14 protein-coding genes are annotated in these 15551 nt (G+C 48.0%); 5 read left to right on the top strand and 9 right to left on the bottom strand.

Going from position 1 to position 15551, the window contains the following annotated elements; all coding sequences use genetic code 11:
* Positions 1–23: 23 nt before the first annotated feature.
* From RH89_RS22795 to RH89_RS22825, 8 genes are all read right to left on the bottom strand, one after another.
* Entirely contained in the window at positions 24–1064 is a 1041-nt protein-coding gene (locus RH89_RS22795) for an ABC transporter permease (protein WP_004407111.1), read from the bottom strand.
* A gap of 48 nt (positions 1065–1112) precedes the next feature.
* The gene (locus RH89_RS22800) at positions 1113–2318 is read right to left on the bottom strand and encodes a sugar ABC transporter ATP-binding protein (RefSeq protein WP_206536148.1); all 1206 of its coding nucleotides are present in this window, start codon (positions 2316–2318) and stop codon (positions 1113–1115) included.
* On the bottom strand, positions 2308–2646 hold the full coding sequence (locus RH89_RS30270) for an ATP-binding cassette domain-containing protein (protein ID WP_206536149.1): 339 nt from the start codon (positions 2644–2646) through the stop codon (positions 2308–2310). Before RH89_RS30270 ends, RH89_RS22800 begins: the two co-directional genes overlap by 11 nt.
* Positions 2643–3299 (bottom strand): DUF2291 family protein, encoded by a 657-nt coding sequence (locus RH89_RS22805; RefSeq protein ID WP_004407113.1) that lies wholly within the window; start codon positions 3297–3299, stop codon positions 2643–2645. The genes RH89_RS30270 and RH89_RS22805 overlap by 4 nt, the downstream gene beginning before the upstream one ends.
* A gap of 300 nt (positions 3300–3599) precedes the next feature.
* A complete protein-coding gene (locus tag RH89_RS22810) occupies positions 3600–4589 on the bottom strand; it encodes an ABC transporter permease (protein ID WP_004407115.1) in 990 nt (329 codons plus the stop codon).
* 33 nt (positions 4590–4622) lie between these two features.
* The gene (locus RH89_RS22815) at positions 4623–6104 is read right to left on the bottom strand and encodes a sugar ABC transporter ATP-binding protein (protein ID WP_004407116.1); all 1482 of its coding nucleotides are present in this window, start codon (positions 6102–6104) and stop codon (positions 4623–4625) included.
* A gap of 12 nt (positions 6105–6116) precedes the next feature.
* Positions 6117–6878, bottom strand: coding sequence for an SDR family oxidoreductase (locus RH89_RS22820; protein WP_004407118.1), 762 nt, complete (start codon positions 6876–6878; stop codon positions 6117–6119).
* Positions 6879–6950: 72 nt separating this feature from the next.
* Positions 6951–7955: a substrate-binding domain-containing protein gene (locus tag RH89_RS22825; protein ID WP_038147111.1), complete on the bottom strand. Its 1005-nt coding sequence runs from the start codon at positions 7953–7955 to the stop codon at positions 6951–6953.
* Between the two features lie 422 nt (positions 7956–8377).
* Between RH89_RS22825 and rpiB the strand changes: the two genes are divergently transcribed.
* The 3 genes from rpiB (at position 8378) to dhaL (ending at position 10561) form a co-directional block, all read left to right on the top strand.
* Positions 8378–8842, top strand: coding sequence for a ribose 5-phosphate isomerase B (rpiB, locus tag RH89_RS22830; protein WP_004407122.1), 465 nt, complete (start codon positions 8378–8380; stop codon positions 8840–8842).
* A gap of 67 nt (positions 8843–8909) precedes the next feature.
* Positions 8910–9911: a dihydroxyacetone kinase subunit DhaK gene (locus RH89_RS22835; RefSeq protein WP_244410434.1), complete on the top strand. Its 1002-nt coding sequence runs from the start codon at positions 8910–8912 to the stop codon at positions 9909–9911.
* Positions 9912–9913: 2 nt separating this feature from the next.
* On the top strand, positions 9914–10561 hold the full coding sequence (gene dhaL / locus RH89_RS22840; protein WP_004407125.1) for a dihydroxyacetone kinase subunit DhaL: 648 nt from the start codon (positions 9914–9916) through the stop codon (positions 10559–10561).
* 55 nt (positions 10562–10616) lie between these two features.
* Here dhaL and prfC read toward each other — a convergent pair whose 3' ends face one another.
* Positions 10617–12206: a peptide chain release factor 3 gene (gene prfC / locus RH89_RS22845; protein ID WP_004407127.1), complete on the bottom strand. Its 1590-nt coding sequence runs from the start codon at positions 12204–12206 to the stop codon at positions 10617–10619.
* Positions 12207–12775: 569 nt separating this feature from the next.
* On the opposite strand from prfC, the gene RH89_RS22850 reads away from it, so the two are divergent.
* Positions 12776–15091, top strand: coding sequence for a S8 family serine peptidase (locus RH89_RS22850; RefSeq protein ID WP_038147082.1), 2316 nt, complete (start codon positions 12776–12778; stop codon positions 15089–15091).
* A gap of 1 nt (position 15092) precedes the next feature.
* Positions 15093–15500: a hypothetical protein gene (locus RH89_RS22855; protein WP_004407138.1), complete on the top strand. Its 408-nt coding sequence runs from the start codon at positions 15093–15095 to the stop codon at positions 15498–15500.
* Positions 15501–15551 lie beyond the last annotated feature (51 nt).

The raw sequence follows: 15551 nt of genomic DNA on the forward strand, positions 1-15551 counted from the left end.
TAGCAACGACCATGACCTGAACTCTAACGGCGACCATACTGAATGCTGTTAAGTAACACAGCAAAGACGATTACGGTGCCGGTAAACACGGTTTGCCAGTAAGCGGATACGCCAATCATCACCAGACCATCCGATAAGAAGCCGATGACGAATGCGCCCAAAAGCGTACCGTTTACGTTGCCTCGGCCTCCGGTTAGCGTAGCTCCGCCGATGACGACTGCCGCAATGGCAGTCAGCTCATAAGTGGTCCCCGCCGTCGGTCCTGCTGAGGTCAGTTGAGAAGAGAGCACCAGCCCTGCAATGGCGGCGCACACTCCAGAAATTACATAAACCCAGACCTTGACGCGTTTTACAGGTACGCCTGAGAGTTCCGCTGCTCTCTCGTTACCACCAGACGCATACAGCCAGCGACCAAAGCTGGTTTTTATCAGCACGATGGCGACAATGGCAGCCACTACGCCGAGCACGATGACTCCAATGGGCACACCCGCAATTCGATTGAATCCAAGCCAGTCAAAGCCTGTATTTCCAAGAAGCTGTTCCCCCGCCAACTTGTTGTATGTCAGCCCGTTTGTCATCAGTAGTGCCACTCCTCTGGCAACGTAAAGTGTTCCCAGAGTGGCAACAAATGCTGGTACTTTCAGGTAGGCAATCAGCACTCCGTTAATCACTCCAACCAAGGCACCCAGACCACACGTCAGTAGAACCACTACCCAGACGGGTGGATAGAGAATCACACCTCCCCATTCGATGGTGATGCCTTGCATCAGGAACCCGGCGAATACACCGCACAAGCCGAGGGTCGACCCGACAGAAAGGTCGATTCCGCCATTCAGAATCACCAGCAGCATGCCTATCGCCAGCAAGCCAAAAATCGCGACATGCGATGACATGATCATCATGTTTTCGACGGTGAGATAGTGGGGAGACAGCAGCGAAAAGGAGATAACGATGGCAATCAAAGCGAAAAACGCTCTGCCTTCCAATAAAAACCGAGCCAGCTCTTTCCCTTTACTAAGCTGCGATTTGGTTTCCAATCGTGACGTCTGTACCTCAGTGGACATATCCCTTACTCCATAATGATTGGTGAGTGGTTTCTCTGGTGATGATTTCTAGGCGATGAGTGATTCGCCTGAAGCCGCCATGATGTCTTCCTTGACTGCATTCGAATCAAAAATGGCTGAAATTTTTCCTCGTCGAAGCACCACGATTCGATGTGCAATACTCAAACACTCTTCGATTTCGGAGGTTGAGTAGATGACGGATAACCCTTGGTTCGCCTGCTGGCTAAGCAACTTAAACACTTCTGCTTTTGCGCCAATATCAATTCCTCGGCTGGGCTCATCCAGAAGAATCACTTTAGGTTGCGTGGCGAGCATTTTTCCTATCACCACTTTCTGCTGATTCCCCCCAGACAAAGCGCCAATATGGCTGTCAGGACCATCGGTCTTTATCGTGACATTCTGAATTGAGTCAGAAACCAGAGCAGCTTCGCTTCCACTGGAGAGCAGATAACGCCGGACAAAATGTCCGATACTGGCAAGTGACAGGTTGCTCCCGACATTCATGGTCTGAACCAGACCGTCGCGTTGTCGGTCTTCGGGTACTAACACCAGCCCGGCATCGATTCTCTCAGCGATACTCATGCCTGTGAGCGCCTGTCCGTTCATTTCAACCTGACCGGACGATTCCTTTAAGCGTCCGGCAATGCACTCCATTAACTCAGTTCTGCCAGCGCCCATTAACCCGTAAATGCAAACGATTTCATTTCGATGAAGGCTAAGAGAGAGCTGGTCAACCAACTTAAACTCCGAGCCAGAAGGGTCATCGACAGACAGATTGTTAATATTGAGGACAACCTCTTCCTGCATCGCTTCCTGAGGAGGCTGACCCAGACTGTAGTTGTCCCCCACCATATGCCTGACAATCCAGCTAAGGTCGATGTCAGCGCGAGGAGCGTATGCCGTCATAGCACCATCTCTAAGTACCAGTGCGTGATCGGTAATCTGTAGCGCTTCTTCCAGATGGTGTGAGATATAAACAATGGAGACTCCCCGGCTGGTGAGGTCTCTGATCACCTTAAACAGAACCTCAACCTCGGCAGCACTTAACGCTGAAGTGGGTTCATCCATAATGAGAATTCTGGAATTAACGGAAAGAGCTCGCGCAATTTCTACCAGTTGCTGCTGACCAAGCCGAAGGTCTTCTATTCGGGTGAGAGGATCGATATCTTCTTCCAGCTCGTTCATAAGCTCGCGTGTTTGACGTTCTTCCTCTGCGTAGTCCACACCAAACGAGGTCTGAATTTCACGTCCCATAAAAAATGTTGTCACGAACATTTAAGTTGGGCGCCAGACTCAGTTCCTGATGAATGATGCAAATCCCTTTCGCGCGAGCTTCATTGGCGGAATGGAACATCACCGGTTTGCCATCAAGCAGAATGTCGCCTTTAGATGGGCGAAGAATACCGGACAGGACATTCATCAACGTCGACTTCCCTGCCCCATTTTCTCCAAACAGTGTGGTGACCTGGCCGCGATAGATAGAAAAATTAACGGCTTTCAGGGCGTGAGTATTACCGAAAGACTTGGACACTTGCCTCGCTTCCATGATCACGTCGGTACTCATGTTGTTATTGGGATTCATGGCTGGACCTCAAACTTAACCGGAGTGACCAGCCAGTTTTTGGCGTTGATCAATTTGAATACGCCGGTAACAGCAATCCGTTTCCCTTCCAGATTTTTATTGTCTATCGAAGACAGCACCTGCCTTTTCATTTCATTGTTGAGCGCCGCCCCGACATCTTGATACTCAATCTGGTTTTTAAACTGGTTAAACCCAATGGTGCCGGTTGCATCCCTAAGATCCGTCCCATTGATGGCAGGTCCAGTCTGAACTCGTACTCGGATCTTCTCTGGAATGCCTTCAATGTTGACCGAAAGAATCCCCGACTTTCCTTTCTCAACCAGCCCCTGAAATGAAACGGGAATAACAGAACCGATGCCACCTTTGGACTTTACGCCGTATTTCTCGGCCGCCTTCTTTTTGTTTTCTGTTATTGCGTTCGCAAGCTCGTTAGCGTCCACCGCTCGGGAGACAATGCTGCTTTGAATTTCGGGAAAAGTTTTTAAAGCATAACCATCAACAGAAAATGCCTGTTGGCGAGTGTCGTCTTCAGAACCAATCACAACCACTTTGGTGTCCAGAATGATTGCAACGGTCAAGGCGAGCGATCCAAGCCATAACCACAAAGAGGATCCTCCCCTTTTTGCCGGGAGCAAGGCATTGTTATTTGTCATCACAGTTTCCATACTGTTTAAATATTGTTCATTTGTATACTACTACTAACATTTGAACATTTAGTGATAAATATCACAATATGACAGATAGACACCCTCAAATTTAAAACAAAATCGAAACAATTAAGAAACAAAACCCCATAAAATGGGGCTTTTAAAGATGAGAGAATAATTACGAAGTTAAATGAGATTTGAAAATTCAGATAAGTAGAGTCGGTTCATTTGTATAAGGCTTAGCCAAAACTGCACAAAAATGCGCAACATTTGAATTAATCACAAATCAAATGAACAAAAGGTATATCACTCTTTCAATCGAGAACGATCCATCATGACTGCCAACACAATAATGGCTCCTTTGACGACTTGCTGGTAAAAAGAAGAGACGCCAAGAAGATCGAGACCATTGTTTAGAACACCGATAATCAAGGCGCCAAATAGCGTCCCTACAACGCTTCCCACTCCACCCGCTAAACTGGTTCCTCCAATCACAACCGCCGCAATCGCATCCAGCTCATAGGCGACGCCTGCCTGTGGCAAAGCTGCGGAAGTTCGGGCAGACAAAATCAGTCCCGCCAAACCACTTAGCAAACCCGCAATGCCATAAACACTGAACGTCACCCACTTAACGCTGATTCCCGACGTTCTAGCGGCTTTGGGGTTACCACCTACGGCATACACATAACGCCCATAGGTAGTGTATCTGAGCACAAACCAGCTGATGGCAAACACCGCCACAAACAGAATGACGGGCATTGGTACACCCATAACCAAGCCTTGCCCAATGAACTTGTAACTTGGGTTGAGATTGGAAATTGGCATCCCGTCGCTGTAAATCAGAGTCAGTCCGCGCGCCATACTGAGCATGCCAAGGGTCATCACAAAAGGAGGAACCGCAAACTTAGCAATCACAAAGCCATTTGCTGCCCCAAGTGCCAGACCAGCGCCCATACCAAGTAATACCGGTGCCATAACGGCGGTATTACCCGACCCCGTTGCAAAGCTTGCGGCAACCATGGCAGTGAAGGCCACCATTGACCCGACAGACAAATCGATACCCCGAGTCAGAATGACAAAGGTCATCCCAAGCGCAAGTATCCCGTTTATTGAGGTTTGACGAAGGACATTGATCAGGTTGTTAGCGGTTAAAAAGTACGGACTGGCGATCGATAAAATAAGGCAAATCGCAATGAAGGCTAAGACAATTCCATACTTCGCAGCGAAGGTTCGCCAATTCACCTTGTGGCTCTCGTTTGCACTTTGATTTGTCTGTACTTGTTGTTTTGTATCCATCTAATTCAATCCTTCGATTAGCTTTTTGGGCACTTAAGATGCGAGTCTTGAGAGCGCTTCCTGACTGAGCGCCTCTTTTGACAGTTCTCCTGCCACCTTTCCTTTGCGAAATACAATCACTCTGTCGCTCATTCCCAATATTTCCGGTATTTCAGAGGAAACCAGGATGATGGCTCGTCCCTCTTGGGCAAATTGAGACATAAATTGGTAAATTTCCCGCTTGGCACCTACATCGACCCCTCTTGTGGGTTCGTCCAGCAACAGAACTTTGGGTTGAGTCGCCATCCATTTCGCTAACACCACTTTTTGCTGATTGCCGCCACTCAGACTTTTGACGGGCATGTCCTTGGTGGCTTTTATTGAGAAGCGATCAAACATGTCATTCGATACGTCTTGCTCCCGATTCAATTTCAACACCCCCCAGCGCGACAAGTGATTCAGGGAGGCATAAGAAATGTTTTGAAGCACACTCGATTCTAGAAATAGCCCACTGCCTTTTCTGTCTTCTGTTACCAGTGCCAGCCCTTTGTTCATGGCTTGTTTAGGTGAGTCAGGCAGATAACGTTCGCCATTCAGCTCGACCTCCCCCTGGCTGGGTTCCCGAATGCCAAACACCGTTTCAAGAAATTCGCTTCTTCCTGCACCCATCAAACCAAAAATTCCAAGAATCTCCCCCTGATGAAGGGTTAAGTCGACGGGCTCAAACGTTTCTTCATGCCCCAACTGGTGAACCTGCATAAGTGGCTCATCGGTTAGTTGGTTGAATTTGGCGTATTCTTCTTCCAGTTCAGAACCAAGAATTAAGTTAATCAGCTCGTGGTGATCGATATCCTGCATTGAGCCGGATTGAATAAACTGACCGTCCCGGAAAATGGAGTAGTCATCGGCAATGCGAAACAGTTCGTTCATGCGATGTGAAACGTAAATGATGGATGTGCCGGACGCTTTAAGCTGGCGCATGGTTTCAAACAGATCATCCACCTCCTGCTCACCGATAGCAGAGGTCGGTTCATCCATAATGATGATGCGTGCCTGATAAGAGATGGCTTTCGCAATCTCCACCAACTGAATCTGAGATAAGCTAAGATCACGCATCAACGCCGTAGCGGAAATATCAAATTTAAGCTCTTTAAGCAGTTTCGTGGTATTGGCTTCCATGGTCTCTTTATCGACCACCAGCCCACCCAGTTTTTTAGGCTCACGTCCGAGATAGATATTTTCAGCTACCGTCATTGCGGGAACAGGTTCCAGTTCCTGGCTGATAAAAGATATTCCAGCTTTCAGTGCCTGCGACGGACTGGCAAATTTTACGGGTAAACTGTTGAGCAGTATCTCTCCTTCATCTCTGGCATAGATGCCCATGAGCACGTTCAGAAAAGTCGACTTCCCTGCCCCATTACCCCCACACAGCGCATGAATGGTGCCCTTTCGAAGATTCAGCTCCCCGTTTTTTAGCGCTACAACACCCGAAAATGTTTTTTTAATGCCCGTCGCCTGCAGAACATATTCCGTCATCTTGCTCTCCGATTACTGGATGGTGTATCCGCCATCGATCACCAGATTGGCTCCGCTGATCATCGCTGCCTCATCGCTTGCGAGATAAACCGCAGCTGACGCGATTTCATGAGGCTCGGCAAAGCGTCGTGTGGGAATTTTCAGTTTCATTTCTTCTGCCACGTCTCCCGACCACGCTTTTTTACCTAACTCGGTTAAAACGACAGTCGGAGATATCGCGTTCACGGTGACCCCTTTTGGTGACCATTCCAGAGCCAGAACCTGTGTTAGGGAAATAACCCCCGCCTTGCTCGCGCAGTAGGCTAAATGTTTATCTATTGCGACCATGCCTGCCTGAGAAGCGATATTCACGATTCGACCGTACCCTTTTGCCACCATTTCTCTTCCTACGATCTGGCTCATTAGGTACACACCTTTCAGGTTGATATTCATGGTGTTGTCCCAATCCTGGTCGGACAATTCCAGCGCATCATCCAGAGCAACGATCCCAGCGCAGTTCACCAGAATATCGATGCCACCAAATCGGTTTTTTACTTCATCTGTCGCCTGTTGAATGCTTTGACGACTGGTGACGTCAACCTCAATGCCGACGGCATTGCTCTCACTTAATTGCTCAGCAATCTTCCCAACGTCAGGGTGCACATCCAGTAAAACGACATTCGCTCCTTTTGCCAGATACGCCTCACAAATTGCATGACCAATCCCCGCGGCTCCCCCAGTGACCATCGCCGTTTTTCCACTCAGTGAAAACTCATGATTGGGTACTCGCTGCATGCCTGTCTCCTTTGCTAAATATGTAAACAAGCACCCCAAACCACAAGCTAAGGGTGCCATTATGATCAGAGATTAATTCCCGCGTTTGCTGAGCAACTGGTCAACATTTTCCAAGGTGACTGGCGTCCAGGGCACGTTGTAATGTTTTTGCGCACCATCATTCCATGGCATGCCCGCTTTATAAGCTGCCCAGATTGGGGATTTGGGTTGGTAGCTGCTGCCAACGACCTGGCGTATAGCCACGTCAATTGCACCGTGCGCCTGAGCTTCAGCATCCTGAAGCACCGATTCCATGCTGCCATCTTTTACTGCGGTTAACGCATCGGTAATGCCATCCACACCCGCAATAGAGAAGTCTTCAACTTTTAGCCCAGCCGCTTTTATGGCTTCGATTGCGCCCAGAGCCATTTCATCATTTTGAGCAATGATGCCGTCGATTTTTCCACGATGTGCCGTCAGCCAGTTTTCCATTAGGGAGAGTGCTTCCGCACGAGACCAATTTGCGGTGCGCTTTTCCAATACCTTCACGTTTGGATTTTTATCAAGAACATTTTTGATGCCTTGTGCGCGGTCAATTTGCGCCGACTGACCAATCGGTCCTTCGATCACCACCACATTGCCCTTAAACCCAATTTTCTCTAATACTGCATTGGCGACCATTTCCCCTGCTTTCACATCATCGGAACCCACAAAGGAAGCGAGCTGATCCGAGTTACAGCGGGTATTTGATCCCACTACAGGAATGTTGGCGGCAGCCGCCTTAGCCACTGCGCTCGCACATGCGACTGCATCAATAGGAACGAAAACGATGGCATCAAACTGGCGAGTCACCATGGTGTCAAACTGGTTCTCCTGCACTAGCGCGTCGTAACGCCCATCAAAAACCGTGACTTCTGCGTCGCCTGACTTCACAGCAGGATGCTGCTTTGCCGCGTTACTCCAGAGCTGCATAAATTCTGCCTGCAATCCGTAAACAGCAGCACCAATTCGCACTGTTTTTGCAGACACCGTCTGAGCGCCAATAAGGAGAGCAGCTGTTGCCAGCATCAGTGAGGTTTTCCTAAAAGCATGTCTCATAATCATTCCCTTTGTTTACAGCCAAAGTCTTTCCTTCTGAGCGCACAACTCAATTTTTTATGGCTTTGTTTTATAGGATAGACAGAAGCAAGAAGCCTGCATTCCCACTCACTGTGAAAATGAACATCCACACCTCAATCTGTTCATTTGAATAATATGACCAACATTTGAACAATGCATGTTTGAGATCACATATTTTTAACATGGTTTATCTTACTTATAAGACCAAAAATAAATAATGAAAATAAATATCTGTTTTAATTAGATAAATACATTTTAAAAACCATAAGTACTATTGATATTTTTAAAATTACACAATTGACACTTGGTCACTTTTACAACAACCTAGTCAACACAAATGAAAATTAACCGTTCATATGTTCAACACAAAAACACATGAGCAAAAAAGGTAAGGAGGCAAGATGGACGACTTCTCAATCGCCATTGGCAGTGATGATGCAGCAACAGATTTGAAGAATTCCATCATGGCGTTTCTCAAAGAACAGGGGTTTCATGTTGAAGATTTTGGTGATCTTTGTCTGGATGGTACAAGTTACCCAGACGTAGCCTATGAACTGGCAACATCGATTCGCTCTGGTATACACCAGCGGGGCATTTTGTTTTGTGGGACAGGTATTGGTATGGCGATCACTGCCAATAAAGTCCCGGGAATAAGAGCGGCGCAGGCTCATGATACGTATTCAGCTCAGCGCGCCAGAAAGAGTAATAATGCCCAAATTCTCACTTTAGGTGCGAGAGTGATTGGAACCGAGCTTGCCAAAGAGATTGTAAAGGCGTTTCTGGAGTCGGAATTTGAAGCTGGTCGCTCTGGTCCCAAAGTTGAGCGAATTCAGTTTTATGAAAATGTCTCGAATAAGAAAGACTAAGATATACATAACCCCTTTGCACTTTCACATTTAGCCAATATTCAAAAATAGAAGGAAGGAACCTACTATGATGCAAAGAATCATTAATGACCCAGACCAGGTCGTCGAAGACTCTCTCAAGGGTTATTTGTCTGCATACCCTCAGTACATAACCGCAACCGACAATCCACGAGTAGTAAAAAACAGCCAGTTAACACCGGGAAAAGTCGGCGTTATCACGGGTGGTGGGTCCGGGCACGAGCCAGCGTTTCTTGGGTATGTAGGACGTAACCTGCTGGATGCCGTCGCTGTCGGTGAAATTTTCTCTTCTCCCACTGCCATCAGTTTTCTGGATGCCGCCAAAGCCGCCGATTCAGGAAAAGGCGTTGCCTGCTTATACGGTAACTACGCGGGCGACAATATGAACGTCAAGATGGCGTGTAAAATGGCAGAAAAACAAGGCATTACTATAAAAACTGTCATTGCAAATGACGATGTCCCCTCTGCCCCTCCGACTGATTTGGAGAAACGTCGTGGTGTCGCTGGTGAAATCCTGATGTGGAAAGTCGCCGGAGCGGCGGCTGAAAGAGGCGACGATTTGGACTCGGTCATTGAGCTCGCACAGCACGCCATAGATAGCACGCGCAGTATTGGAATTGGTTTATCTCCCTGCGTTATCCCTGCGGTTGGCAAGCCAAACTTTCATATAGAACCGGGAAAAATGGAAGTGGGTATCGGGCATCACGGTGAACCGGGAATTGATGTCAGCGATCTGGTTCCAGCAGCGCAAATGGCAAAAATAATGACGGACGCCGTCGTTAATGATCTTCCTTTCTCATCCGGTGATGATGTTGTGGTGTTGATTTCTGGTTTAGGTGCAACCCCCAACAACGAACTGCACATTCTTTATTATGAGGTGGCTACGTTACTCGAACAACAGGGCATTCGCATTCACCGACAATACGTGGGTAACTATTTCACTTCTCTGGAAATGCATGGCGCAACCCTGACAGTTATGAAAGCGGACGAGCGCCTGAAACCGCTTATCGACGCACCCGCACATTCCATTGGATTCCATCAGGAGGGCTGATTATGGCGTACCTAAATGCACTCGACGGCAAAGCCATCATGATTGAGATTTGCGATGTAATTGTTGAAAACAAAGCTTACCTTAGCGAGATTGACGGGCTGATTGGTGATGGAGACCACGGCATCAATATGGCAAAGGGATTTGCATTGTGTAAGTCGGATCTGGAAAAGCTGAACGATGTTAATCTGGGTCAGGCTTTTCAGGTATTGGCCAACATTTTAATGGGCTCGATTGGTGGTTCTATGGGTCCGATTTACGGCAGCGTATTTGTCGCAATGGGGCTTGAAGCCGATGGCAAAGAGCAAATTACTCAACAGGATTTTGCTGAAATTCTTTCTGAAGGGCTAATCGGATTGCAAGACATCAGCGACGCCAAAGTGGGTGACAAATGCATTATGGACACTCTGGTTCCGGCAGTAGAAGCGATGCAAAAAAGTGTGCGCGAAGAGTTTTCCTTTGAAGGTAGCTTGAGCAATATGGAAGCGGCAGCAAAAGCGGGGGCGGAATCGACCAAAGACTTGGTGTCCAAAATCGGTCGCTCCAGCCGACTGGGTGAACGCTCTGTGGGCGTGTTGGATGCAGGTGCGGTGTCGTGTTCACTGATACTCAGTCAGTTAGCGCAGTCGACCATTTCCCGGCTTCAAAGTTAGCCCAAACAAAAACGTCGCCCTAAGGCGACGTTTTTCGTTGGTCTTTAGAAACCGATTAGTGTTCGCGAGTAGCTCGGAAGTTGATATCCGGGAAACGCTCCTGAGCCAGATTCAGGTTCACCATGGTTGGGGCGATGTAACTCAGGTTGTCACCGCCATCCAAGGCTAAGTTGGTCTGGTTCTTACGCTGGAACTCATCCAGTTTCTTGTCGTCGTCACATTCTACCCAACGAGCCGTTGCAACGTTTACGCTCTCGTAAATCGCTTCAACGTTGTACTCAGATTTCAGGCGAGCTACAACCACATCAAACTGAAGCACACCAACCGCACCAACGATAAGGTCGTTGTTTTGCAGTGGACGGAACACCTGTACCGCACCTTCTTCAGAGAGCTGAACCAGACCTTTCAGAAGCTGCTTCTGCTTCAATGGATCTTTAAGGCGAATACGACGGAACAGCTCTGGCGCAAAGTTCGGGATGCCCGAGAACTTCAGCGCTTCACCTTGTGTAAAGGTATCACCAATCTGAATCGTACCGTGGTTGTGCAATCCGATGATGTCGCCCGCGTATGCGTTTTCTGCACGAGAACGGTCACCCGCCATAAAGGTCACGGCGTCTGAGATGCTCACTTGCTTGCCAAGACGAACGTGGTTCATCTTCATGCCTTGCTTGTAAGTCCCCGATACGATTCGCATAAAGGCAATACGGTCACGGTGTTTCGGATCCATGTTTGCCTGAATCTTAAAGACGAAGCCAGAGAACTTTTCTTCCTGCGCTTCAACTTCACGCTCATTCGCCTGGCGAGGAAGTGGCAGCGGAGCCCACTCGGTCAAGCCATCCAGCATGTGGTCAACACCAAAGTTACCCAATGCCGTGCCGAAGAACACAGGCGTCAGCTCACCGCTTAAGAACAGTTCGCGATCGAATTCGTGAGAAGCACCCACGACCAGTTCCAGCTCTTCACGCAGTTGTTCTGCCAGCTCAGAACCGACTGCTTCATCTAGCTCTGCGTTGTCCAGACCTTTGATGATGCGCTCTTCCTGAATGGTATGACCCTGACCCGTTGAGTACAGAATCGTTTCGTCGCGGTGAATGTGGTAAACGCCTTTGAACTCTTTACCACAACCAATTGGCCAGGATACAGGAGCACAAGCGATGTTCAGTTCGCTTTCTACTTCATCCAGCAATTCCATTGGATCGCGAATGTCGCGGTCCAGTTTGTTCATGAAAGTGACGATTGGCGTATCACGCAGACGAGTAACTTCCATCAGCTTACGAGTACGATCCTCGACACCTTTCGCCGCGTCGATCACCATCAAACAGGAGTCAACGGCAGTCAGTGTACGGTAGGTATCTTCCGAGAAATCTTCGTGTCCCGGAGTATCGAGCAGGTTAACCAGACATTCATTGTATGGGAACTGCATCACCGACGTGGTCACCGAGATACCACGTTCTTTTTCCATTTCCATCCAGTCAGATTTAGCGTGCTGGCTAGAGCCACGACCTTTTACTGTACCCGCAGACTGAATCGCGCGTCCGAACAAAAGAACCTTTTCTGTAATGGTGGTTTTACCCGCATCAGGGTGAGAGATGATGGCGAAGGTTCTGCGCTTCGACACTTCTTGAACAAAAGGAGAATTAGACATTTCAATAATCTTCTTACTGGTTTACTGCCCTATGTAGGCAATAACACAAAAAACTGGGTGCACAACACGCCTGATAAGCCACATAAACTGGGGCTCGGGCACATATGGCGAGGAATAATCTGTCTTGTAGACGTTCAGGCTATTACATCGGTCTTATGATCAGGCGTGAGGAAATGGCGCAATTGTATGAGATCCACGCTCAGCTTTCCAGTTGGTTATCGAAAGAGCAAAAGCAAGGCGAAGAGAACGCTGCCGAAAACACACGTTTCGCATATTAATAAGTCATCACACCATTTACAAAATGGCTTTTCTGTTTACCCATTTTACTTTATTGCGAGGACCATCAAACTTTACAATAGTGTTACAAACGTCACGAACGTGTCGACAAAATACCGCATAACACCCTCAAAAACGTCAATTTGACGGTTCCACGTCGCAATTGGATAAAAATGTCTCAAATGAAAGTTCTTGTTACACAAACTGTCGCATTCTGAAATCACATCCAAATGTAAATGATAGTTATTCCCATTAACATGTGTCCGATTTATTTGTTGATGTCAGAGGAACCAATGAAAATCGAACACAGGTACAGGAAAGCGACGTTAGCGCTAATGATTGCTTCAGCACTTGCTGGCTGTAATGACAGCGATAGCACGTCCAGTACAACAAAGAATACGGCCCCCGTTGCTGCCGCTAAAAACGCGGAAAAAAATGTGGTAGCACAAGATGTGCAGCACTGGAAAGCACACGGGCTGAACCGTTACTTGTCTGAGAATTTGTCAACTTGGTCGATCGAGCAAGAAGACAAAGTACTGACAGCAACGGAAGGTGTTATCGAAACTCAGCATGGTCACGTTATCAAACGTGGTGATCAGCTTGTCTATGTATCGCAAAGTGCACAGGCAGAAACGTTCACACTGAAGAACGATTCAGGCACTCAAACTGAAACAGTCACCATCAAAATTGACCAGGTATTGGGTGATCCACTGGCAGATCAACAATGGCATCTGCATAACACGGGTCAGATGGCTTATGCCCAGCCAGAAGGTATCGCTGAGCTTTGGCACGACTACCTGATGAACAGCAAACTGCGTTATTCACGTGAACGAGCCGATGAAAAAATCGCAGAGCTACAAGCGCGCCCTGCCAGCGTTGCTGGTGAAGACATGAACGTGCCAGCCGCCTTTGCTTTGGGCGTAACAGGTAAAGACACCATTGTAGTGGTAGTAGACAGCGGTCTTGAGATAGCCCACGAAGATCTGGTCGACAACGTATTGCCAAACCGTTCCCTAAACTTCAAGCGTGGGGCACATTCTCCTACAGATCCAACCAACACTGGTATCAATGGCGATCACGGTACATCAGTTGCCGGACTGATTGCAGCTAAGGGCTGGAACAACCTTGGTGGTCGTGGCGTTGCACCTGACGCCAGTCTGATTGGCATGAACTTCCTAGAGACTCAGTCTGATTCCGACAATATGATCGGTCATGGCATGACGGGAAGTGGTATTTCCGTGAAAGAACCCGTTGTGGCGTTCAACCGAAGCTATGGACGCGATTTGGTCTCTTTCCAAAGCTACGACGAAATTGATGCTGAAATGACCGCTCACACGGTTAACAACCTTCGCGATGGTAAAGGTGCGCTTAACGTTAAGTCTTCGGGGAACAGTTTTGTTTCATCTGGTTCTACTGGAGACTTCTGTCAACACACTGGCGCGATTGAGTACGGTCTGACCTGTACTAACTCTGCATTAGAATCCAACCTTTCTTTTGAGCATTACATTGCTATCGGTGCGGTAAATGCGGACGGTACTAAGTCGAGTTACTCCACAGCGGGCGCGAACATCTTTGTATCGGCTCCAGCTGGCGAAAACGGCGACTGGGAACCGGCGATGATCACTCCGGACCAGAGTACCTGTCTTCGTGGCTATGCAGGTAGAAACCGACTCGATGTTCTGGATAACTACGTATTTGAATACGCAATTGCACATGACCTTTACCCATTCAATGCAGGAAAGGAAGAAGACAACCTAACGTGCCACTACACCAACACGTTCAATGGTACGTCTTCCGCAGCACCAAACACATCTGGTGTAGTTGCACTGATTGCCTCTGCAAACCCGTCACTAAGCTGGCGTGATATTAAGCACGTTCTAGCCAGCACATCAGACAAAAACAACCCAGAAGATCCAACAGTTTCTATCCCAGCTGGTAACGGAAACTTCGTGGCTCACCTGGGCTGGATTGAGAATGGTGCGGGCTACCACTTCAACAACCATTACGGTTTCGGTCGTGTTAACGCGGGTGAAGCGGTGAAACTGGCTCTGGATTACAAGCAGCCGCTACCAGCGCAGATCAAAACAGACTGGTCTGTAGGTATTGCTCAAAATGCTGACGGTCAACCTGTCAATCCGATCACCATCCCTGATAACAACGCCAGCGGTGCTGAACTCATTGTCGAAGTCGCGGACAACGTCACCATCGAAAGCATGCAGTTTATGCTGGATATCTACAACGAGGAATTCATTAAAGACACCTACATCAACGGTAGACGCCAGTCTACAGCAGGTATTGACTTAGCCATTGAAGTTACCTCACCAGCCGGTACTAAGAGCATTCTTCTTGGTTCTCGTCAGGCCATTCTGGAACCTGTTCAGACGGCACATAGCCCATTCCCTCTGTATGCAGACGGTTACATCCTGAAAGATTCTCTGATTGCGGCAAACGCCTTCTACGGAGAAAACGCAAAAGGTAAGTGGAAACTTCGCTTCTTGGACACGTCGGGTAGCGGCATCAATGAAGCAAGTAACTTCCACTCTTCTTACTTCAACAACACGGTTAATTCGCTGGTCAAGAAGGCGAACCTAAGAGTCGTAGGTCACTAATATGAAAAATCTATTATTGCTTTCCGCTGTATTGGGTAGCTGGGGTGCATTTGCCCAAAACCCGGTTTACCAACTGCACCCGGATTCTGTACCAGCAGGGCAAACGGAAACTGCTATCAACGATAAAACTAGACTGGTTGAAGGCACCCGTATTCTGAACACCCAGACTCAGGAAACCATTACGGTTACCGGAAAACTGTTGATTCTGGTGAAGGATGAATCCGAACTTCGCCAGATCGCTCATGACTTCGGGTTGCTGCTTTCAAGCTATACCCCCGGCTCTAAGCTAGGAGTATTCACCGCTTCCAAACAAGTGGATCTCAATGAGCTACAGGCTCGTCTCACCCGAGACGGACGAGTCCGAAAGGTTCGAATAGAAACCGATGAAAAGCGCTTTATCGCGCACTAATTGAAACATCTAAAGTGGCAAGTCCTAGCGGGCTTGCCCTTTTGCATAAAC

Source organism: Vibrio nigripulchritudo ATCC 27043 (assembly GCF_000222685.1).
In the GTDB taxonomy this organism is placed as follows: domain Bacteria; phylum Pseudomonadota; class Gammaproteobacteria; order Enterobacterales; family Vibrionaceae; genus Vibrio; species Vibrio nigripulchritudo.

What these genes read in the sequence shown, in the direction of transcription:
- RH89_RS22795 (WP_004407111.1), bottom strand. Translation starts at nt 1,064, where the DNA reads ATGTCCACTGAGGTACAGACGTCACGATTGGAAACCAAATCGCAGCTT.
- RH89_RS22800 (WP_206536148.1), bottom strand. Translation starts at nt 2,318, where the DNA reads ATGGGACGTGAAATTCAGACCTCGTTTGGTGTGGACTACGCAGAGGAA.
- RH89_RS30270 (WP_206536149.1), bottom strand. Translation starts at nt 2,646, where the DNA reads ATGAATCCCAATAACAACATGAGTACCGACGTGATCATGGAAGCGAGG.
- RH89_RS22805 (WP_004407113.1), bottom strand. Translation starts at nt 3,299, where the DNA reads ATGACAAATAACAATGCCTTGCTCCCGGCAAAAAGGGGAGGATCCTCT.
- RH89_RS22810 (WP_004407115.1), bottom strand. Translation starts at nt 4,589, where the DNA reads ATGGATACAAAACAACAAGTACAGACAAATCAAAGTGCAAACGAGAGC.
- RH89_RS22815 (WP_004407116.1), bottom strand. Translation starts at nt 6,104, where the DNA reads ATGACGGAATATGTTCTGCAGGCGACGGGCATTAAAAAAACATTTTCG.
- RH89_RS22820 (WP_004407118.1), bottom strand. Translation starts at nt 6,878, where the DNA reads ATGCAGCGAGTACCCAATCATGAGTTTTCACTGAGTGGAAAAACGGCG.
- RH89_RS22825 (WP_038147111.1), bottom strand. Translation starts at nt 7,955, where the DNA reads ATGAGACATGCTTTTAGGAAAACCTCACTGATGCTGGCAACAGCTGCT.
- rpiB (WP_004407122.1), top strand. Translation starts at nt 8,378, where the DNA reads ATGGACGACTTCTCAATCGCCATTGGCAGTGATGATGCAGCAACAGAT.
- RH89_RS22835 (WP_244410434.1), top strand. Translation starts at nt 8,910, where the DNA reads ATGATGCAAAGAATCATTAATGACCCAGACCAGGTCGTCGAAGACTCT.
- dhaL (WP_004407125.1), top strand. Translation starts at nt 9,914, where the DNA reads ATGGCGTACCTAAATGCACTCGACGGCAAAGCCATCATGATTGAGATT.
- prfC (WP_004407127.1), bottom strand. Translation starts at nt 12,206, where the DNA reads ATGTCTAATTCTCCTTTTGTTCAAGAAGTGTCGAAGCGCAGAACCTTC.
- RH89_RS22850 (WP_038147082.1), top strand. Translation starts at nt 12,776, where the DNA reads ATGAAAATCGAACACAGGTACAGGAAAGCGACGTTAGCGCTAATGATT.
- RH89_RS22855 (WP_004407138.1), top strand. Translation starts at nt 15,093, where the DNA reads ATGAAAAATCTATTATTGCTTTCCGCTGTATTGGGTAGCTGGGGTGCA.